The 19831-nt window shown below is 75.3% G+C and carries 16 protein-coding genes; 10 read left to right on the forward strand and 6 right to left on the reverse strand.

Translation table 11 applies throughout. The features are described from left to right. Window positions 1-8: 8 nt before the first annotated feature. The gene (locus tag FHS88_RS12925; protein ID WP_184485295.1) at window positions 9-1637 is read right to left on the reverse strand and encodes an electron transfer flavoprotein-ubiquinone oxidoreductase; all 1629 of its coding nucleotides are present in this window, start codon (window positions 1635-1637) and stop codon (window positions 9-11) included. Between the two features lie 85 nt (window positions 1638-1722). On the opposite strand from FHS88_RS12925, the gene FHS88_RS12930 reads away from it, so the two are divergent. Both FHS88_RS12930 and FHS88_RS12935 read left to right on the forward strand, forming a co-directional pair. After that, window positions 1723-2550 (forward strand): uracil-DNA glycosylase, encoded by an 828-nt coding sequence (locus FHS88_RS12930; protein ID WP_184485297.1) that lies wholly within the window; start codon window positions 1723-1725, stop codon window positions 2548-2550. 290 nt (window positions 2551-2840) lie between these two features. Further along, the gene (locus FHS88_RS12935) at window positions 2841-4493 is read left to right on the forward strand and encodes a lytic transglycosylase domain-containing protein (RefSeq protein ID WP_246419907.1); all 1653 of its coding nucleotides are present in this window, start codon (window positions 2841-2843) and stop codon (window positions 4491-4493) included. 117 nt (window positions 4494-4610) lie between these two features. On the opposite strand, the gene FHS88_RS12940 is transcribed toward FHS88_RS12935, so the two are convergent. Next, a complete protein-coding gene (locus FHS88_RS12940; RefSeq protein ID WP_184485301.1) occupies window positions 4611-5567 on the reverse strand; it encodes a sterol desaturase family protein in 957 nt (318 codons plus the stop codon). A 72-nt stretch (window positions 5568-5639) separates the two neighbouring features. On the opposite strand from FHS88_RS12940, the gene FHS88_RS12945 reads away from it, so the two are divergent. From FHS88_RS12945 to FHS88_RS12955, 3 genes are all read left to right on the forward strand, one after another. Next, window positions 5640-6446, forward strand: a complete 807-nt coding sequence (locus tag FHS88_RS12945; protein WP_184485303.1) for a creatininase family protein — start codon at window positions 5640-5642, stop codon at window positions 6444-6446. A gap of 107 nt (window positions 6447-6553) precedes the next feature. Further along, window positions 6554-7093: a molybdenum cofactor biosynthesis protein B gene (moaB, locus tag FHS88_RS12950; RefSeq protein WP_184485305.1), complete on the forward strand. Its 540-nt coding sequence runs from the start codon at window positions 6554-6556 to the stop codon at window positions 7091-7093. 261 nt (window positions 7094-7354) lie between these two features. Next, entirely contained in the window at window positions 7355-8869 is a 1515-nt protein-coding gene (locus FHS88_RS12955) for a hypothetical protein (RefSeq protein WP_184485307.1), read from the forward strand. 326 nt (window positions 8870-9195) lie between these two features. On the opposite strand, the gene FHS88_RS12960 is transcribed toward FHS88_RS12955, so the two are convergent. Next, window positions 9196-10347, reverse strand: coding sequence for a PA0069 family radical SAM protein (locus FHS88_RS12960; protein WP_184485309.1), 1152 nt, complete (start codon window positions 10345-10347; stop codon window positions 9196-9198). Window positions 10348-10464: 117 nt separating this feature from the next. Between FHS88_RS12960 and FHS88_RS12965 the strand changes: the two genes are divergently transcribed. From FHS88_RS12965 to FHS88_RS12985, 5 genes are all read left to right on the forward strand, one after another. Continuing rightward, a complete protein-coding gene (locus tag FHS88_RS12965; RefSeq protein ID WP_184485311.1) occupies window positions 10465-11157 on the forward strand; it encodes a TIGR04283 family arsenosugar biosynthesis glycosyltransferase in 693 nt (230 codons plus the stop codon). 11 nt (window positions 11158-11168) lie between these two features. Continuing rightward, a complete protein-coding gene (locus FHS88_RS12970; protein ID WP_221244419.1) occupies window positions 11169-11858 on the forward strand; it encodes a TIGR04282 family arsenosugar biosynthesis glycosyltransferase in 690 nt (229 codons plus the stop codon). 174 nt (window positions 11859-12032) lie between these two features. Further along, a complete protein-coding gene (locus tag FHS88_RS12975) occupies window positions 12033-12719 on the forward strand; it encodes a DJ-1/PfpI family protein (RefSeq protein ID WP_184485313.1) in 687 nt (228 codons plus the stop codon). Next, a complete protein-coding gene (locus tag FHS88_RS12980; protein WP_184485315.1) occupies window positions 12716-13228 on the forward strand; it encodes a GNAT family N-acetyltransferase in 513 nt (170 codons plus the stop codon). The genes FHS88_RS12975 and FHS88_RS12980 overlap by 4 nt, the downstream gene beginning before the upstream one ends. A 60-nt stretch (window positions 13229-13288) precedes the next feature. Continuing rightward, complete coding sequence (locus FHS88_RS12985) at window positions 13289-13666, forward strand: hypothetical protein (RefSeq protein WP_184485317.1); 378 nt, start codon at window positions 13289-13291, stop codon at window positions 13664-13666. Window positions 13667-14095: 429 nt separating this feature from the next. Here FHS88_RS12985 and FHS88_RS12990 read toward each other — a convergent pair whose 3' ends face one another. The 3 genes from FHS88_RS12990 to FHS88_RS13000 are packed head-to-tail and all read right to left on the reverse strand — an operon-like array spanning window position 14096 to window position 19683. Beyond that, on the reverse strand, window positions 14096-16537 hold the full coding sequence (locus FHS88_RS12990) for a glycosyltransferase (RefSeq protein ID WP_184485319.1): 2442 nt from the start codon (window positions 16535-16537) through the stop codon (window positions 14096-14098). A gap of 4 nt (window positions 16538-16541) precedes the next feature. Continuing rightward, window positions 16542-17111 carry a hypothetical protein gene (locus tag FHS88_RS12995; RefSeq protein ID WP_184485321.1) on the reverse strand — a complete coding sequence of 190 codons (570 nt, stop codon included), beginning with the start codon at window positions 17109-17111 and terminating at the stop codon, window positions 16542-16544. Window positions 17112-17166: 55 nt separating this feature from the next. Continuing rightward, entirely contained in the window at window positions 17167-19683 is a 2517-nt protein-coding gene (locus tag FHS88_RS13000; protein ID WP_184485323.1) for a glycosyltransferase, read from the reverse strand. Window positions 19684-19831 lie beyond the last annotated feature (148 nt).

The following is a 19831-nucleotide window of genomic DNA, read 5'->3' on the forward strand; positions in this document are numbered from 1 at the left end:
GATGCTGCTCACATGCCCCCGATGTAGTTCGGCCCGCCGCCGCCCTCGGGCGTGCACCAGTCGATGTTCTGCGTCGGGTCCTTGATGTCGCAGGTCTTGCAGTGCACGCAGTTCTGCGCGTTGATCACGAGGCGCGGCTGGCCTTCCTCCACGCCCACCGCCTCATAGACGCCGGCGGGGCAGTAGCGGCTCTCGGGGCTGGCGAAGGTGTCGAAGTTCACGACCTTCCAGCGCGACGGATCCTTCAGCTTCAGATGCGCCGGCTGGTCCTCCTCGTGGTTGGTGTTCGAGAGGAACACCGAGGAGAGCCGGTCGAAGGAGATCACGCCGTCCGGCTTCGGATACTCGATCCTCGGCGCCTCCGCGGCCTTCTTCAGCACCGCGTGGTCCTCGTGGTGCGAGAGCGTCCAGGGCGACTTGCCGCGCAGGATGTAGGTCTCGACCGCGGCGTTGATCATGCCGCCCCAGAAGCCGAACTTCGCGAAGCCGGGGCGGATGTTGCGCACCGCGCGCAGCTCCTCCCACACCCAGGACGCCTCGAGCAGCGCCGGATAGGCGCCGAGCACGGCCGGGCGCGCCTCCTGCTTCAGCGCCTCGGCGATGGCCTCGGCCGCGACCATGCCGGACTTCATGGCGGTGTGCGTGCCCTTGATCTTGGGCACGTTCAGGAAGCCCGCGGCATCGCCGATGATCGCGCCGCCGGGGAAGACGAGCTTCGGGATGGACTGGAACCCGCCCTCGTTCAGCGCGCGCGCGCCGTAGGCGATGCGCTTGCCGCCTTCGAGCATGGGCTTCACGGCCGGGTGGTGCTTGAAGCGCTGGAACTCCTCGAAGGGCGAGAGCCAGGGGTTGGTGTAGTCGAGCCCGACCACGAAGCCCACGCTGACGAGGTTCTCCCCCAGCATGTAGAGCCAGGAGCCGCCATAGGTGTCGCGCGGCAGCGGCCAGCCGGTGGAATGCCAGATCAGCCCCGGCTGGTGCTTCTCCTTCGGGATCTCCCACAGCTCCTTGATGCCGATGCCGTAGGTCTGGGGCTGCGCGCCCGCGCGCAGGCCGAAGGTCTCGAACAGCTTCTTGGTCAGCGAGCCGCGGCAGCCCTCGGCGAAGAGGGTGTAGGTCGCGCGCAGCTCCATCCCCGGCTGGTAGTTCGGACCCTTCTCGCCCTCCTTCGTGATGCCCATCACGCCGGCGACGACGCCCTTCACCTGGCCGTCCTCGATGATGGTCTCGGAGGCGGCGAAGCCCGGATAGATCTCGACGCCGAGCGCCTCGGCCTTGGCACCCAGCCAACGGCACACATTGCCGAGGGAGACGATGTAGTTGCCGTGATTGTGCATCTGCGGCGGCGTCGGCAGCTTCCAGGCCTTCGTCGCCGTGAGGAACATGAAGCGGTCGTCCTTGGCCGGTGTGGCGAGCGCCGGCGGATCCTCGCGCCAGTCGGGGATCAGCTCGTCGAGCGCGCGCGGCTCCAGCACCGCGCCCGAGAGGATGTGCGCGCCGATCTCGCTGCCCTTCTCGATCAGGCAGACCGCTGCATCCGGGCTGAGCTGCTTCAGCCGGATCGCCGCCGCGAGGCCCGAGGGCCCGCCGCCGACGATCAGCACGTCGAACTCCATCGATTCGCGTTCTTCGGCCATCGCGCCCGGATCTCCTGATCTTTCGCGGCTGATGTAGCGGCAGCGCGGGTTGCGCGGAACCCCGCCCGCGCCCGATATGGCGGGGATGGAGGCGGAACGCGCATCCCTGCTCGCGGCGCTGGCCCTGCAGCTCGACTGGGGGGCGACGGAGGCGCTTGCCGAGACGCCGCCCGAGCGCAGCGCGCAGCGCGCGGCCGCGCCCGAGGCCGCGCCCCTCGCGCCCCCGCCCGGCGCGCCGCCGCCCGCCCGCCCGGCCGTGCTCGTGCCGATGCCGCCCATCGCCGCGCTGCCGCCCGCCACCGGGCGCGCCGCCGAGGCCGCCGCCGCCGCGACGGACCTCGCCGCGCTGCGCGAGGCCATCGCCGCCTTCGACGGGTCCGCCCTGCGCGAGACGGCGACCAACCTCGTCTTCGCCGATGGCGCGCCGGAGAGCGGTCTGATGCTGATCGGCGAGGCGCCGGGCGCGGAGGAGGACCGGCTCGGCCGGCCCTTCGTCGGCCCCTCGGGGCAGTTGCTCGACCGGATGTTCGCCTCGATCGGGCTGCGGCGCGAGGAGGGCGGCTTCTACATCACCAACATCCTGCCCTGGCGCCCGCCGGGCAACCGCACGCCGACGGACGGGGAGATCGCCCTGTTCCTGCCCTTCGTGCTGCGCCACATCGCGCTGGCGCGGCCGCGGCGGATCGTGCTGCTGGGCGGCACCGCGGCCAAGGCGCTGCTGCGCGCGAAGGACGGCATCACGCGCCTGCGCGGCCGCTGGCACCGCGTGCCGGCCGACGGCCCCGGGGAGGTTCCGGCGCTGGCCACGCTCCACCCCGCCTTCCTGTTGCGCAACCCGGCGGCCAAGCGCGATGCCTGGGCCGATCTGCTTCTGCTGCGGCGCAGCATGGATGCCGATGGCGGGCCGGCTTGACGATTCGCCGTCTGCACCGCCGCCCGCAACCGGCTGATCCCGTTACGGGCGGTCTCGATCCGCGTGATTCATCCCGAAGATCGGAGTTGCACACGCGGAAGAACCACCGGTAGTCGCGAGTCGCCATGCGCGCGATCTGCCCCATGGCCCGGCGCGCGCCGGCCGTCCTCGTGGCGGCGATCGGCGCGCCCCTCTGGCTCGGGACCCCCCTCCCGGCCAAGGCGCAACGGGCCGACCAGACCGCCTCGGGCGCTCCAGCCGCTCCCGCGCCGGGTGCCGGGGCGGCCGGGTTGCCGCGCCCGCTCGCCGGGGCGGATGCGGCGCGGCTTGCCCGCGTCTTCCGCCTGCAGGCCGAGGGCGAGGCCGAGGCCGCGATCCGCGAGCACGCGCTGCTGCGCGACCGGCGCCTCGATGGCCATGTGCTGGCCGACCGCTGGCTGCGCCCGGGGGCGAGCCCGCCGCGGCGGGAGGAGCTGCTCGCCTGGCTCGAACGCCATGCCGACCAGCCCGACGCGCCGCGCATCCATGCGCTGCTCGTCGCGCGCAGCCCGCAGGGGGCGAGCCTGCCCCCCGCCCCGCCCGATGCGGCCCTGCCCGAGGATGGCGAGGCGGTGCCCGAGGAGAGCGAGCCCCCCGCCCGCGGCTTCGTGCGCAACCCGGCGCTGGACCGCACCGTGCGCGAACGCGCCTTCGCCGGGGATACGCGCGGGGCGCTCGAGCTCATCCGCCGCACCCGCGGCATGACGCCGGCCTATGCGGCGGCGCTGCGCGCCGATGTGGCGCTCGCACTGTTCCGCCGCGGCGAGGATGCGGCCGCCTTCCGCCTCGCGAGCGAGACCGCGCGCGGCGGGCGCGAGCGCACCGGCCGCGCCGCCTTCGCCGCCGGGCTCGCGGCCTGGGGCCTCGGCCGCTACGAGGTCGCGCTTCCCTATTTCGAGGCGGCGGCGCGGGCCGAGGGCGGCTCGGCCGCGGCGCGCGCCTCGGCCGCCTTCTGGACGGCGCGGGCGGCGGTGCGGGCGCGCCGGCCGAGCCTCTACGTGCCCTGGATGCTGCAGGCGGCGCAGGAGCCGCGCACCTTCCACGGGCTGCTCGCGCGTCGCGCCCTCGGCCTGACGCCCGGCTTCGCCTGGCACGGCGAACCGGCCGAGGGCGGCGCGGCGGCGCTGGCCGAGACCGCCGGGGGCTGGCGCGCCCTCGCGCTGCTGCAGATCGGCGAGACCGCGCGGGCGGAGGCCGAGCTGCGCGCCCTCTGGCCCGCCGCGCGCGGCAATGCGGCGCTGCTGCGGGCGATGCTGACGGTGACCTCGCGCGCGGGGATGACGCATCTCGGCGCCCAGGTGGCGGGGCTGGCGCAGGGGGCCGATGGCCGCCCGCGCGACCTGCAGCGCTTCCCGCTGCCGCGGCTCGCCCCGCCCCAGGGCTTCCAGGTGGACCCGGCGCTGCTCTATGCGCTGGCGCGGCAGGAATCGAACTTCGACCCCGCCGCCGTCTCGCGCGCCGGGGCGCGCGGGCTGCTGCAGGTGATGCCGGCGACCGCGGCCTACATCGCCAACGATCCCTCCTTCCGCGGGGAGGGGGCGCAGCGCCTGCACGACCCGGCGCTGTCGCTCGAGATCGGCCAGCGCTACCTGCTCTACCTCGCGCGGCACGAGGCGGTGGGCGGCGACCTGATCCGCCTGCTCGCGGCCTACAATGCGGGGCCGGGCAACCTCGCACGCTGGCTGCCCGCGGCGCGGCACCGCGACGACCCGTTCCTGTTCATCGAGGCCATCCCGTCCGCCGAGACGCGCCAGCATGTCCAGCGCGTGCTGGCCTATTCCTGGATCTACGCCTCCCGCCTCGGCCTGCCCGCGCCGAGCCTGGAGGCGCTGGCGCGCGGCGCCTTCCCGCGCTTCGGGGAGGGTGCGGCGGTCGCGCCGGGGCGGCGCGTCGCGCTGAACTGACCGCCGGCGGGCAAGGCAAGCACCGTTCCCCGCCGCGCTTCGGAAGGCGGCTCCGCGCGCCGCCGCCTCGCCAGCCGCGCGCGCGGTGCGGCAGGGCGGCGCGACCGCCCCCGGCCGTCAGCGCGCCGGTGTCGGCGGCAGGTCGGCCACCGCGGGCGCGGCCCCGGCGGCCGGTGCGGGGGCGGGATCGTCCACGCCGAAGCGGAAGCGCTCGTGCTTCCCGGGCAGGTAGAGCGTGCCGAACATCCAGTCCCACAGCGCGAAGACGGTGGCGTAGTTCTTGTCGTGCTGCGCCACGTCCGCCGAATGATGCGCCTGGTGCATGTGCGGGCTGACCAGCACATAGGAGAGCCAGCGCGGGAAGGGCAGCGCGACGTGGCTGTGGCGCAGGTGGGAGAAGGCGAGGTTCCACACCAGCGTGAACACGTTCACGCCGAGCAGCGTCACCGGATCCACATTCGCCCCGAAGGCCGTCGCGACGAGGCCGAGCGCGAAGCCGTTCATGAAGGTGCCGCCCGCGATGTGCACGAACTGCTCGTGCGGCCAGAAGCGGAAGGCGGTGACCGGCGTCAGCACCTCAGGCTCGTGGTGCAGGCGGTGCGAGCGCCACAGCAGCGGGAAGGTGTGGAAGATGCGGTGCGTCCAGTAGAGCGAGAAATCCGTCGCGATGAAGGGCAGCAGCGCGGCCAGCAGCATCGCGAGCGGTGTTGCGAGCCGCGCGGCCGGGTCCGGCATGCCGAAGACGGGCGCGAGCAGCACCACGCCGAGCGTCGCCCCCGCCGCGCTCAGCAGCAGCAGCACCGGGGCGGCGAGGAAGGGAATGGCGGAGTTGACCACGAAGAATCCCGTGTCCACCGCCAGTTGCCGCAGGAAGCGGCGCGGCGCGCAGGGCATGGCCTGGCGGCGCATCTCGGCGAGCGAGGCGCGGCCGACCAGCCCCAGCACCAGGAGCGCGAGCCCCGCCGCGATGATGGTCGGCCACCAGAAGGGCGAGCCCGGATCCGTCAGCAGCCCCGGCAGATGGGCGAGCCAGTTCCAGGTCGCGGTCAGCGGGTCGTAGGAAGCGGTGGTCATCGTCGCGTCTTGCGGGCAATGTTTGTATATTGAGATACGACCAACCGGCCCCAGGATGGAAGCGCGAACTGCATGGACCTGACCCGCGCCCTGGCCATGATCGGCCTTGCCCTGCTGCTCGCAGCCCCGGCGGCGGCCCAGCGGCTGCCCGAGAGCCTCGACATCGCGGACATGACCTGGATCGAGGTCCGGGACGCCATCGCCGCCGGCCGGCGCACGGTGATCGTGCCGAGCGGGGGTGTCGAGCAGAACGGGCCGCACATGGTCCTGGGCAAGCACGACCACATCGCGCGCCATGCCGCGCGGCGGATCGCGGCCGAGCTGGGCGACGCGCTGGTGGTGCCGGTGCTGCCCTTCGCGCCCCAGGGCCGGCTCGACCCGCCGGAGGGCAATCTGCGCTTCCCCGGCACGCTCGGCGTGAGCGAGGAGGCCTTCGCCGCCATGCTCGAAGGGGTGGCGCGCAGCCTGCGCGCGGCGGGCTTCCGCACCATCTGCCTGCTGGCCGAGAACGGGGCGAGCCAGCGGCCGCAGGAACGCCTCGCCACCAGGCTCTCGGCCGAATGGCGGCGCGAGGGGGTGCGGGTGATCGCCGTCTCGCGCTGGTATGGCGCCATCGCCGAGCAGGATGCCTGGCTGCGCGCCCGGGGCGAGACCGCGGCCAGCATCGGCAGCCATGCCGGCATCGGCGACACCTCGGAACTGATGGCGATCCATCCGCCCGGCGTGGACCTCTCGCGCCTGCCGCCCGACCCGGCCGAGCTGCCGCGGCTCGGCGCGAGCGGCGACCCGGCGCGCGCCTCGGCCGGGCGCGGGGAGGCGCTGCTGGCCATCCGCATCGCCGCGGCGTTGGCGCAGATCCGCGCCGAGCGCGGGCGGTAGCGGCGGGGGCTGGCGCGATGCGCCGCGCCACGCCGCGGCGCCCCGGCCTGTTGCGCCGGGGCCGCCCCGGGACCATCGTGGAGCAGCGCCCGAAGGAGGCAGCCGCCATGCCGATCGACGAATCCCTGCCCTTCCTGCCTGTCAACATCGCGGTGCTGACCGTGAGCGACACGCGCGACATGAGCACCGACCGCTCAGGCCAGACCCTGCAGGAGCGCATCGAGGCCGGCGGCCACCGCTGCGTCGCGCGCGAGATCGTGCGCGACGAGGCGGATGCGATCGAGGCCATCCTCCGCCGCTGGATCGCCGATCCGGGGGTGGATTGCGTCATCACCACCGGCGGGACCGGCATCACCGGCCGCGACGTGACGCCCGAGGCCTTCAAGCGCGTGCTGGAGAAGGAGATCGAGGGCTTCGGCGAGCTCTTCCGGATGCTCAGCTACCAGAAGATCGGCACCTCCACGATGCAGTCCCGCGCGATCGGCGGGGTGGCGGAGGGCACCTACCTCTTCGCGCTGCCGGGCTCGACCGGGGCCTGCAAGGATGCCTGGGACGACATCCTGCGCTGGCAACTCGACAGCCGCCACCGGCCCTGCAATCTCGTGGAGCTGATGCCGCGGCTGAAGGAGCACCTGAAGGCGGCGTAGAGGCGGTGCGGGGAGCGGCCTTGCGGGCCGGCGGCTGGCGCCGATGACACGCGCGCCGTGCCGAGTTCCCCGATCCGGGGTTCGCCCCGCATCGAGAGGTCAGGTCGTCAGGCGCACGCGTAGCCCCTCGCCGTGCCGGCAGGGCGCGATCCGCGCATCCAGCCTGCGCTCCGGCGGCGCGAAGCAAGGTTGCCGCGCGGTGCCGGTGCGATGAACCCCGGACAAGGAACGCTGTGGCCGCCCGCAACCCTCCGGGGCCGCATGTTGTCTCTGTTCGCCATCGTCACCGTTTCAGCGATCGTCATCCGATTTTTCGGGATTTCCTTCTACCCGCTGTATTTCGACGAGTTGTTCTCGCTCCTGTGGTCAAGAAGCGACCCTGCTTTTCTTTGGCGCGAGGGTCCGGTCCTCGAGGGCAATCCTCCGCTCTATTATCTTCTTCTCCGTGTCTGGATCCGCCTGGTCGGGGAAGGCGAAGCCGCGCTGCGCGCGCCCTCCGCCCTCGCCATGGCCCTCGCGGCCGGATGCACCTTCCTTGCCGGATGGATGATTCGCGGACAGGCGCTCGGGCTCCTCGCGGGGATTCTCGCGGCCCTGCTGCCATTCTCGGTCCTGCTCGGGGGGGTGGCGCGGCCCGTGGTGCTATCGGGGCTCGTGCAGGCGGTCGCGCTGGTGCTGACGCTGGCCTATGTGCTCGCGCCGCTCCGGCGCGGAACCGCGGAGGGCGATGGACATCCGTGGCGATACGAGGCCGTCCTCCTGGCGCTGTTCGGACTCGTCGCGATCCTGCTCGTCCACACGCACGCGATGTCCGTGATCTTCGCGGCGCTGTGCGGTCTCTGCCTCGCGGTGCAGGCGGTGCTGCGCGGCTGGCGCTCGGTCCTCCTGGTCGGTGTGTGCGGTCTGATCGTCCTCGCGGTGAGCGTGCCGCAGCTTCTGGCCTACGTCACGATCGCGCGCAGCACCGCCATCGGCGAGTTCGCCCCGCAGAGCCGCTACGACGTGATGCGCTTCTTCATCGCGCTTGCGAGCGGCGAGAGCCTCGCGCGCTTCGATCTCGGCCTCGGGGCCCGCCTCGCGCTGTCGGCACCGCTCCTGGCGCTCGCCGTGGCCGGCCTTCTCTGCATGCCGCGGGCCGCCGCGCTCGTGCTGGCCTCCACCGCGGGCGGGTTCGTCCTGCTCGGGGCGATCCTTGGCGTGAACAACCTGCTCCTGCACCCGCGCATCGCGACCGTCCTGATGGCGCCGTTCTGCCTCGGGCTCGCAGCCGCGGCGCTCGCGCCGGCCGGGCGGAAGGTCCGGCTCCCCGTGGTCCTGCCGATGCTGTTCCTCGCCATGGTCGTGCTGCAGCAGACGCGCGGCTGGACCGCCACCTGGCATCCCGTTCAGGACAACCGCCTCGCGGCCCGCAGCATCGGGCCGGGGGAAGCCTGCGACGGGCCGGTTCTCGCCGACGGGTCGCTGCAACTGCTGTTCCTCGCCTTCTATCACCCCGCTCCGCCCGAGCGGTTCCTGGTGCGCGGGCCAGGCCAGCCCGGCTTCGCTTCTGATTGGGCGATGGCGGGGATCGCCGGCTACACCGTCATCGGGCCGGAGGCGCTGGATGCCCATCTCGCGGCATCCCGTTCGCTGGTTCTGCTGCCCTATGCGCGCCCCGACGGTCCGGGGCCGGTTGCCACCGCCCTCGAACGGCCCCTTGCGGGATGGGAAAGGACCATCCTCACGATACCGAAGGGGCTGGTGCTGCATTGCCTGCGGCGATCGGGCGCCGACTGATATCCTGCGGACGAAGGATCAACCTTGCTGTCCGCAGGGCATCAGGCTCTGGTTCCGCGCGGGGCCGCGCCGCGCGCCCCGCGCTGGCGTGAGGCCTCCGCAGGGATGCCTGCCGATACCGGCGCCATGACCGCCCCGACGGACAACGAGAAACCGCCGCTCCGCCGCGCATCCGTCTTCGCTTCCGCGCCCGGCCGCGCCCGAGTCCAGGGAGCGAGAACCGCGGTCCCGCGCCCGCCTGCATGCCAAGGCGCCGGGCCCGCGGCGCCCGCCGACATGCCATCGCCGCGGATGCAGCGCGGCGATGCCCGCCGAGGCGCCCCCGGTCAGAACAGCGCCAGCTGCGCCGTCTGCGCCGCCCTGCCCTCCGCCGGCGGCACCCGGAACCGCGAGCAGTCCAGCGCCGCAACCCCGCCGCCGCGGCGCTCGAGGCCCAGCCGGCGCGCGGCGATGGCGAAGCGCTGCGCCAGCAGGTCGGCGTAGGCGCCGGTGCCCTTCTGGCGGATGCCGAAGCGGCTGTCGTAGAGCGCGCCCCCGCGCGTCTGGCGGATCAGGGAGAGCACGCGCGCCGCGCGCTCGGGCATGTGGCGGGCGAGCCAATCCTCGAAGAGCTGCTTGATCTCGTGCGGCAGGCGCAGCAGCACGTAGCCGGCGCTGCCGGCCCCGGCGGCGGCGCAGCGCTCGAGGATGGACTCGAGCTCCGCATCGTTCACGCCCGGGATCATGGGCGCGGCCAGCACGGCGGTGGGGATGCCGGCATCGGCGAGCTGCCGGATCGCCGCGATCCGCCTCTCGGGCGTGGCGGCGCGGGGTTCCATGATGCGCGCGAGGCGGGGGTCGAGCGTGGTCACGGACAGGCACACGCGCACCAGGTTGCGCTTCGCCATGGCGCCGAGGATGTCCATGTCGCGCAGCACGCCGGCGGATTTCGTCACGATCGTCACCGGATGCTCGAAGCGGTCGAGCAGCTCGAGCACGGCGCGGGTGAGCTTCAGCGTCCGCTCGACGGGCTGGTAGGGATCGGTGTTCGAGCCGAGCGCGATCGGCCTCGCCACGTAGCCGGGCTTGCGGAGCTCCTTCTCCAGCAGCGCCGCGACATCGGGCTTGAAGAGCAGCCGCGTCTCGAAGTCGAGACCGGGGGAGAGGCCGAGATAGGCATGCGACGGCCGAGCGTAGCAGTAGACGCAGCCATGCTCGCAGCCGCGATAGGGATTCACCGCGCGGTCGAAGCCGATATCGGGGCTGTCGTTCCAGGCGAGGGCGGATTTCGACTTGTCGGGCGTGAGCGTGGTGGGCAAGGGGGGCAGGTCGGCGAAGGCGGCCTCCAGCGTGCCCCAGCCGTCGTCGAAGGCGTGGCGGGCGGAGGATTCGAAGCGGATGGGCGGGTTCAGCCCGGCGCCGCGGCCCTTGCGGGCGGGCGAGGGCATGGCGAAGGCCTCGGAGCCGGGCGGGAGGCGATGGGGCGTGCCGTCGGGCATGGCGCTGGTCCCGTGTTCGCTGTATGTTCCCCGGCACTCTGGCCCGGGGCCGGCCGCCGCGTCAAGAACAGAATGGGAACGCGTGGTTAATCGGTCCTTAACGCGATCCTGGGCAGAATGAGAACGCAGAGCGAACTCGCCGCCGTCATCCCGACGCTCAACGCCGCCTCGGGCCTCGGCCGCACCCTCGATGCACTGAGCGGCCAGGTGGCGGAGATCGTCGTCGCCGATGGCGGCTCCAGCGATGCCACGCCAGCCATCGCCACGGCCGCCGGCGCCCGCCTCCTTGCCGCCCCGCGCGGCCGTGGCAGCCAGATCGCCGCCGGCACCGCCGCCGCCACCGCGCCCTGGCTGCTCGTGATCCATGCCGACACCATCCCCGGCCCCGGCTGGGCCGAGGCCGCCGCGCGCTTCATCGCCGAGCCCGCCAACGCCGCGCGCGCGGCGCATTTCCGCTTCGCCCTCGACGATGCGAGCCCCGCCGCGCGCCGCCTCGAACGCGCCGTCGCCTGGCGCTGCCGCGCCCTCGGCCTGCCCTATGGCGACCAGGGGCTGCTGATCGCGCGCCGCTTCCTCGACAGGCTCGGCGGCTACCGGCACATCCCGATCATGGAGGATGTGGACCTGGTGCGGCGCATCGGCCGCGGGCGCCTTGCCGCGCTCGATCCGCCCTTCGTCACCTCCGCCGAGCGCTGGCGGCGGGAAGGCTGGCTTGCGCGCTCGGCCCGCAACCTCTCCTGCCTCGCCCTGTGGTTCGCCGGCATGCCGCCGGAGCGCATCGCCCGCCTCTACGCGCGCGGGCGGCGATAGGCGCGCCGCGCGTGGCACGGCCGGTCGTCATCCTCTTCGCCCGCGCGCCCCGCCTCGGCGCGGTCAAGCGGCGCCTCGCGGGCGGCATCGGCGCGCGCGCCGCGCTGCGCTTCTACCGCGCCACCCTCGCCGCCACCGCGCGGCCCATCGCGCGCGACCGCCGCTGGCGCACCATCCTCGCCGTCACGCCCGCGGGCGCCCGCGCGGACTGGGCGCGCCTCGTCCCGCGCGGCACGCCGCGCATGCCGCAGCCCCGGGGCGACCTCGGCCGGCGCATGGCGCTCTGCATGCGGCCCTTCCCGGTCGCGATCCTGGCCGGCAGCGACATCCCCGACCTGCGCCCCGCCGACATCGCCGCGGCCATCCGCGCCCTCGGCCGGGCGCAGGCCGTTTTCGGGCCGGCCGAGGACGGGGGCTTCTGGCTCGTCGGCCTCGGCCCGCGCCGGCCGGCGAGGCCTTTCGACGACGTGCGCTGGTCGAGCGAGCACGCGCTCTCCGACACGCTGCGGAACTTCCGGGGGCGGCGCGTCGCCACCCTGCGGCGGCTTCAGGACGTGGATACGGCGGAAGACCTGGCGCGGTGGCGCGGGGGAGGGCGCCGACCTCCCCCGGGACCCCCTCCCGCCAAAGGCCTGAGGGCCCTTGGAAACCTCGACTTCAGTCGGGGATTCCGGGGAGGGGCGTCACCGGCGCGCCCATGATCGCTGGCGCACCATGCCCCTCCCCGAAATCCCCGATCCGGGATTGGTGTCCAGAGGCCGTTCGGCCTCCGGTGGGGAGAGGTCCGGAGAGGGGCAACGCCCCTCTCCGCCCGCCCTCCGCCCCTGGCCCGCCCGCCTCCCGCGTGCCAGCCTGCCTCGCGGGAGGGTCCTGCCATGACCGAGCCGCTGCGTTTCGGCCTTCTGCTGTTTCCGCGCCTGACCCAGCTCGACATGACCGGGCCCTTCGAGGTCTTCGCCCGCGTCCCCGGCGCGCGCGTGCATCTCGTCTGGAAGACGCGCGATCCGGTGGTGTCCGACACCGGCCTTGCGATGCTGCCGGACACCGATTTCGACTCCTGCCCGCCGCTCGATGTCCTCTGCGTGCCGGGCGGGCCGGGCGTGGCGCCGCTGATGGAGGATGAGGCGGTGCTCGCCTTCCTCCGCGCCCAGGCGGCGCGCGCGCGCTTCGTCACCTCGGTCTGCACCGGCGCGCTGGTGCTGGGGGCGGCGGGGCTGCTCAAGGGCGTGCGCGCGACGACGCATTGGGCGAGCCATGATTTCCTTGCCGCACTCGGCGCGCAGCCGGTGCAGGCGCGCTGGGTGCGCGATGGCCGCGTGGTGACGGGCGGCGGCGTGACGGCGGGGATCGACTTCGCGCTCGCGCTGGTGGCCGAGATGCTCTCGCCCGAGGCCGCGCAGGCCATCCAATTGCAGATCGAATACGCCCCCGCGCCGCCCTTCGCGGCCGGTTCGCCAGAGACGGCGCCGCCGGCGGTGCTCGCCGCGGCGCGGGCGCGCGGGGCGGGGATGCGGACCGAGCGCGAGGCGCTGGTGGCGCGGGTCGCGGCGCGGCTCGCGTGATCCTCGAGACGGCGCGCCTGAGGCTGCGCCCCTTCGTGGCGGCGGACGTGCCGGCCTATGCGGCGATCCGCGCCGATCCCGAGGTGATGCGCCCCATGCCCGGCGGCGTTGCGCGCTGCGCGAGCGCGGCCGCCGATGCCGCGCGCCTGGTTGCGGATTTCGCCGCGCAATGGGGCACGGTCGGCTGCGCCCCCTGGGCGGTGGAGGAGCGGGCGAGCGGCGCGCTGCTCGGCCATGGCGGGCTGCGCCTGCTGCCCGACCTCGGCGGCGAGACGGAGATCCTCTACCTCCTCACGCGCGCCGCCTGGGGGCGCGGGCTGGCGAGCGAGGTGGCGGCGGCGGCGCGGGATGCCGGGTTCGGGCGCTTCGGCCTGCGCCGCCTCGTCGGCTATGCGGCGCCGGGCAATGCGGCCTCGTGCCGCGTGCTGGAGAAGACCGGCCTCGCCTTCGAGCGGGAGGTCGAGGTGTTCGGCCTCGCGGCGCGGCGCACCGTGATCGGGCGCGGCTGACCGGCGCCGCGTTCACCGCCGCTTCACGCCTCGCGCGCATGCTGGATGCGGAGGCCGACCATGAGCCAGACCAGCCAGCCGACCGCCGAGGCCGAACGCGAGGCGCGCCAGCGCGTCGCCCGCCACCTGCAGGACCTGCACCGCCTGCACCTCGCCCTGGCCGAGGAGAGCCGCGCGCTCAAGCGCTTCACGACCGAAGGCGCGGCGCGCGCCGAGATCGAGATCGCGGCGGAGATGATCGAGGGCTATCTCGCCGCCTCCGCCGCCTTCCTCGAGAACATGCGCGGCCGCTTCGAGGCGCGGCTGCCGCTGTTGCGGCGCGGCGAGCCGGCCTTCGGCGCCAGGCCCGGCGAGGCGCCGGAGCATGGCGCCTTCTGGCTGGCCTTCTCCCGCCTCTGCGCCGTGCTGCGGCGCGCCGGGCGGCACGCGGAGGGGTGATACCCTGCGGACAAAGGTCGATCCTTTGTCCGCAGGCTATCAGGATCTGCTTCCTCCCGCGGCCGCCCGACCGGCCACGCGCGCCATGCCAGAGCGCGAAAGGTCAAATCTTTCGCCCTCTGGTATGCGGAGCCGCCTCGCGCGGGTTCCGCCGCGCATCCTGCGTGCGGCGCGCGCGACCGACCCGAGAGTCCCGCGCAGGCAGAGCGGCGGCTCGCCGCCCGACGCCGCGGGCGAGAGCAGCGCGTGGCATCCCGGCCCGATCATCCCCTGCGGACGAAGGATCAGCCTTTCTCCAAAGGGCATCAGGATTCGGCTCCGCGCGCGGCCGCCCCACCAGCCCCGCGCGCGAGACCAGCGGGCGCAAGTCCAAACCTGTCGCCCGCTGGCATCACCTTCGCCCACGCGCCCGGCGAGACGCGCGCCCCTTCAGCCGAGCCTCGCCCCCGCGATCAGCAGCACCAGGTCGCGGCCGGTGTCCGGCTCGGTGACGCCGGCCTCGAAGGCCAGGGCCAACTCGTTCCGCCCGGCTTGCAGCACGAGGTCGAGCACCACCTCGCGCGCCTCCTGCAATCCACCGCCCGCGAGGTCGAGGCGCGCCGCCGCGGCGCCGTTGAGCGCGGCCCGCATCCCCTGCCGCGGCACGAGGCAGCGGTAGTCGAGATGCAGCCGCACCGGGCCGGCCTCCGACGCCTCGATCACGAGGCAGGCCCGGCGCGCGGTGACCCAGCGCACGCCGCCGGGCAGGCCGAGATCCGGGTAGGGGCCCTCGGGCTCCCCGATCCCCTCGGCGAGATCCCAGCGCAGCCGGGCCTCGCCGCGGGCGGGCGCCGGCACCTCGGCGGGCGGCGGCAGGGGCCGGCGCGACACGCCCGCAAGGGGGTTCGCCGCGACGGAGAGCAGCACCGCCGGCGGCCCGCCCTCGGCCAGCAGGTCCCAGGGCGCGGGCTCGCCCGCGGCGCGCAGCAGCGCGGCGGGCAGCGCCGCGGTGGCGAGGAAGCCGCCCGCCTCGTCCGGCGCCACGCTCAGCCGCGCGCTCACCCCGCCCAGCCGCAGCGCGAGCGCGGGCGGCGCCTCGGCGGCGATGCGGAAGGCGAGCACGCAGGGCCGGCCGGGCTCGGCGAGCACCTCCCCGGACACGGCGGGCGCGATCTCCCAGCCGCCGCCCGGGCGCGGCGGCGCCGTGACACGGGCGAGGGGGCGCGGCGCGTCCCCGCCCTCCCGCGGCGCGGGCGCGCCCGCCTGCGGGGCCGGGCCGAGGCGCAGGCTCGCGAGCAGGATGCCGAGGTCGCGCGATTCATTGGCCGGACGATGGGTGTGCGGCAGGCGCAGCCGCAACGCGATGCGCGGGCTGGCCCGCCCCGGCCCGGGGCCGCACAGGATCATGCGCGCCCCGCCGCCCTCGCGCCGCCAGAGCAGGCTGACGGGCCCCGGGCCGCCGGTGACGACCGCCTTGTCCAGCTGCTCCGGCCCGAAGAAGGCGAGCAGGCCGAGGTCCAGTTCCCACGGCGTCTCGAAGGGCCAGTCGAAGGCGATCGCCGCCTCCCGGTCCGACCAGCGCGCCGGCCGGCCCTGCACGCTCTCCATGCGATGCCAGCCTTCGCCGAGGCGCGCGATGTCGAGCAGCCCCTCGACCGGGCGGGCGATCAGGCTCGCCGTCGCGGCGTGGCGGACCCAGAGGGGCGCGAGCTGGTCGAGCAGCGCCGCCGGCCCGTTTGCCGCGCGGTAGCGCGCCCCGGCCTCGGCCGATCGCGCGGCGAGGCTGCCGAGCCCGGTGAGCGCCTGCCCCACGGCCTCGGCGAGCGCCGCCTCGTCATGGGCGGGGCAGGCGAGATGGCCCGCGCCCCAGTGCCGGGCCTCGGCGGCGAGCCATGTGTCGTCGGGCACCACCAGCGGAATGCCGAGGCTCACCGCCTCCCACAGCACGCCCGAGGATTTGCGGCGCGCGAGGCGCGGGTCGTAGGGCAGCACCACGAGATCCGATTCGCGCAGCATGTCGAGATAGGCCCCGGGCGCGAGGCGTCCGGTCAGGATCTCGATGTTCGGCGCACTGCCGGCGAGCGCGGCGAGGGCCGCGGCGGCCTCGCGCGCCTCGCCCCAGGCGCGCTCGGCGTTGACATGGGCGGCGAAGGTCGCGCCCGGATGCGCGGCGGCGAGCCGCGGGAGCAGCCGGGGCAGCAGGGCGATGCCCTTGTCCGGCCGCGCATCGCCGGCGAAGAGCAGCACGCGCGGCGCGGCATGCGGGCGCGGCGGGCCGGGCTCGGGGCGGATCGGCAGCGGGTGGGGCGGGATGGCGCGGCCGAACAGCGCGCCGAACTCCGCCGCGCGCTGGCCGCCGCTGGCGAAGAGATGGACCTCCGGCCCGTCCTCCTGCGCGAGGCGCTCGGCCATGCGGTAGAACAGGGCGCGCAGCGGTTCCTCGACCGCCATCGCGCCCGCGGCGTCGAGCGTGACGCCGGCGGGAAACATCAGATGCACGGCGAAGAGCGGCGCCTCGGCCGGGTCGAAGCCCTTCATCCAGGCGAGGTAGCCCGCGAGATGGTTCTCCGTGGTGGTGGGCACCAGCACGGCGGCCTCGGGCGGCGTCTCGGCGCGCGGCAGCAGGGAGAGTTCGGCGAGCAGTCGGTCGTTCAGCGCCTTCCAGTCGTCGGCGGCGCCGATTACCGGGTCGTCGTGCTCACGCGCATAGGTGCTGGTGGAGAAGTGCGGGAGGATGCGCACGCCCTCGATGGTGCCGGCGCGGAAGGCGCGGTTGGCGATGATGGTCGCGGGCTGGCCGCGCGCCAGCGCCTCGCGCGCGATGGCGAGGTCGTAGGCGAGGTGATGCCCCGCTTCGCCTTCGAGATTGGGGTCGAGGATCACGAGCGCCATGCGGCTATTCCATGAGCGCGGCGACGAAGGCGCCGAGGGCGGGGCTGCGGCAGAGCGGATGCCGCGCGAGATGGGCGAGGATGGCAGCGATGGCGGCCTGCGTCTCGGGGCGCTCCCGCGCGGCGGCGAGCATTTCGGCGGCGGTCGCGAGCGCGGCGTCGAGGTTGTGCGCTGCCAGCGCCGCGGTGATGCGCGCCGCGAGGGCGGGGAGGTTGCAGCCCTGCGCGCGCGGCGGCACGAGCAGGGCGCGCGGGGCGAGCAGGGCGAGGCTCGGCGAGGGCGCGGGATGCGGCACCACCGCGACGCGGCAGCGCGCGGGGGGCTGTGGCGCCTGCAGCACCAGCCGCGCGCCCGTGGCGACCGAGGGCAGCGCGACGAAGCCGCCCGCGCCGGCGGGCAGGAAATGCACGGGCGGCCCCTCGGGCGGGACGAGCCGCGCGGCATCGGGCACCGGCCAGCCTGTGGCCTCGACGGCGATGCCCCCGGCGCAGGAGGCGACGAAGCCGGCGGCGTAGCCGCCCGCCGCGATGGGCTGCCAGGCGGCGGGCGGGAGGTCGGTGAGGCGGGGGCTCATCGGCGCCGCGCGAAGGCTTCGCCTCCGCCCGCGGGGCGCCCTGCCGGGGCGTTGCTCATGCCGCGCCCTCGATCAGCGCGCGGTAGAGCGCGGCATGGGCCTCGGCGACGGAGCGCCAGTCGAGCGCCTCGGCCCGCGCCCGCGCCGCGCGGCCGAGCGCCGCGACGGCGGCCGGGTCGGCGGCGAGCGCCAGCACCGCCTCGGCGAGCGCGCGCCCATCGCCGGGCCGGACGAGGCGGGCCGCACCCTGCGTCGCCTCGGCCACGCCGCCGACATCGGTCGCCACCACCGGGCGGCCGCAGGCCATCGCCTCCAGGATGGCGTTGTTCGCCGTGGCGTCGGTCAGCGGCAGAAGCAGCGCGTCGGCGTCGCGATAGGCCTCGCGCAGCGCGGCGTCGTCGAGGCCCGTCGCGACGGTGACGCCCTCGGGCAGGGTGGCGGGCGGGTGCGGCGTGACCAGCCGCAGGCTCGCCGCGAGCCCGGCCTCGCGCAGCAGGGCGAGGGCGGCGAAGGCGGTCGCGTGGTCGCGCAGCCAATGGCCGACGCAGAGCAGCCGGAAGCCCGGCCCGGGCGCGCGCGGGCCGGGGGTGAAGAAGCGCGTGTCCACGCCATGCGGGATGAGGTGCAACCGTGCCGGATGGACGTGCCGCGCCAGCGCCGCGCGCTGCGCCTCGCACAGCACGATGACGGCATCGAGCCGCGCCAGCGCCGCGCGGTCGAGCATGCCGCCGAGCAGCGCCGGCGGCTGGTGGAAGGTCGCGACCAGGCGCGGGCGCTGCCCGGCCCCGAGATGCGCCGCGGGAATGCGCGCGAGCAGCGGCAGGGCGAACTCGCCGTCGATCGCGTGCAGGATGGCCGGCGGGGCGGCGGCGCAGGCGATCAGCGCCTCGGCCTCGGCGAGCCAGGCATTGGCCTGCTCGCCGAATTGCGGCGCGCCGAGCAGGCGCGACCAGCCGCGATACGCGCCGGCCCTGTCGCCGGCGAGCGCCGTGCCGAGCGGCGTGGCGAGGATCTCCGCGCGCAGCCCCTCGGGCAGGTGGCGCAGGAACTGCCACGGCCCCGCATGCGCGCCGTGATGCGCGTGGCGCACATGCAGCGCGAGCACCACGGCCGGCGCGGGCGGGGCGGCGGCGAACGCATCCGCCGCCGCGCCTGCCTCCTGCCGCAGCAGGTGGTTGAGCGGGAAGCGCAGGAAGGCGGCATCCGGCCGCGCCGCGGCGGGGACCGGGGCGCGGGCGAAGGCGCGCAGCGCGCGGGCGGCGGCGGCGGCATCGCTGCGCGGCGCGGCCGCGGGCGCGAGCGAATCGTAGAGCGCGGCGAGCCGCGCGCCGATCACCGGCAGCGCGTTCTCCGCCTCCACCTGCTCGCGCGCGCCCGCGCGCAGGGCGGCGTCGCCGTGGTGATGCCGGGCGAAGCGCAGCAGCGCCTCGGCGATGGCCCCGGCCTCGGCGGCGGCGGCGACGAGGCCGCTCGTGCCCTCGCGCACCAGTTCCGGCAGGCCGCCCACCGGCGTGGCGAGGCAGGGCGTGCCGCAGGCGAGCGCCTCCAGCGCGATGTTGGGGTAGTTGTCCTCGCGCGAGGGAATCACCGCGAGATCGGCGGCGCCGAGGATGCCGGCGAGCACCGTGTCGTCCTCCACCTCCCCGAAGGCGAGCGTCGGGATGCCCTCGGGCGCCGGCAGGCAGGCGCGGCCGAAGCCCGCGAGCACCACGCGCGCGCCTCGCGGCAGCGCGGCGGCGAGGCTCCCATCGGCATGCAGCCGCGCGAGCGCCTCGGCGAGCAGCGCGCCGCCCTTGCGCGCCTCGCGGTTGTCATGCGCGCCGGCGACGAGCAGCAGGTCGGCCGGGCCGAGGCCGAGCGCGGCCCGCAGCGCCGCGCGGTCCGGCGGCGGGGCGAAGACCTCCGTCTCGATGGCATTCGGGATGGCCTCGATCCGGCAGCGGCCGAGGACCGCGCTCTTTGACGCGCAGCCCGCCATCCAGGCCGAGGGCGCGACGATGACGGGCCCGGGCGCGGACCAGGCGGCGCGCTTCTCGGCGAAGGCGTTGGGCACGATGGACCAGGAATCGGCGATCTGCGGGCAGGCGAGGCAGGCGCTCCGCCACTGTTCGCAGGCGCCGGGGTAGTGGCAGCCGCCGGTCATCGGCCAGAGATCGTGCAGCGTCCAGACCACCGCGCGCCCGGCACCGAGCCAGGCGCGCAGCGTCGCGGGCGGGACGAGCCAGCTCGTCCAGTGCAGGTGCAGCACCTCGGCCGCGGCGATCAGGCCGTGGCGTTCGAGCGCGAGGCCCGGATGGGCGATGGAGAGCAGCGTGCCGGCCTCGCCGCGCCGCGCGGCAGGGATGGCGCCCCATTGCAGGCCGGCATGCAGCGCCCCGGCGAGCGCGGCCTCGGCCGCGTCCTCGGCCGGGGTGGCGTGCAGGCGCAGTTCGGTCTCGTCGGCGGGGGTGCCCTCGGCGAAGGCGAAGGCGGAGAGCGCGCCCGCTTCGCGCGCCGCGCGGTGCGCCCGACGTGCCGCGCGGCCCGCGCCGCCGCCCGCGCCATGCGAGAGATGCACGATGCGCCGTGCCACGCGCGCCACCCCCTTCCGCCGCCGTCGCGGCCCGCAGCGGCGGTAGACCGCGCCCGGCCGCAGGGTCAAGCGCCGCGCCCGCGCTTGACTTCCGCCGCGCGCCGGCCCGTGTTGCGCCGTCCGGGCGCAGCCCGCGCCGCGATGGAGA

The organism is Neoroseomonas alkaliterrae, assembly GCF_014199195.1.
Classification (GTDB): Bacteria; Pseudomonadota; Alphaproteobacteria; order Acetobacterales; family Acetobacteraceae; genus Neoroseomonas; species Neoroseomonas alkaliterrae.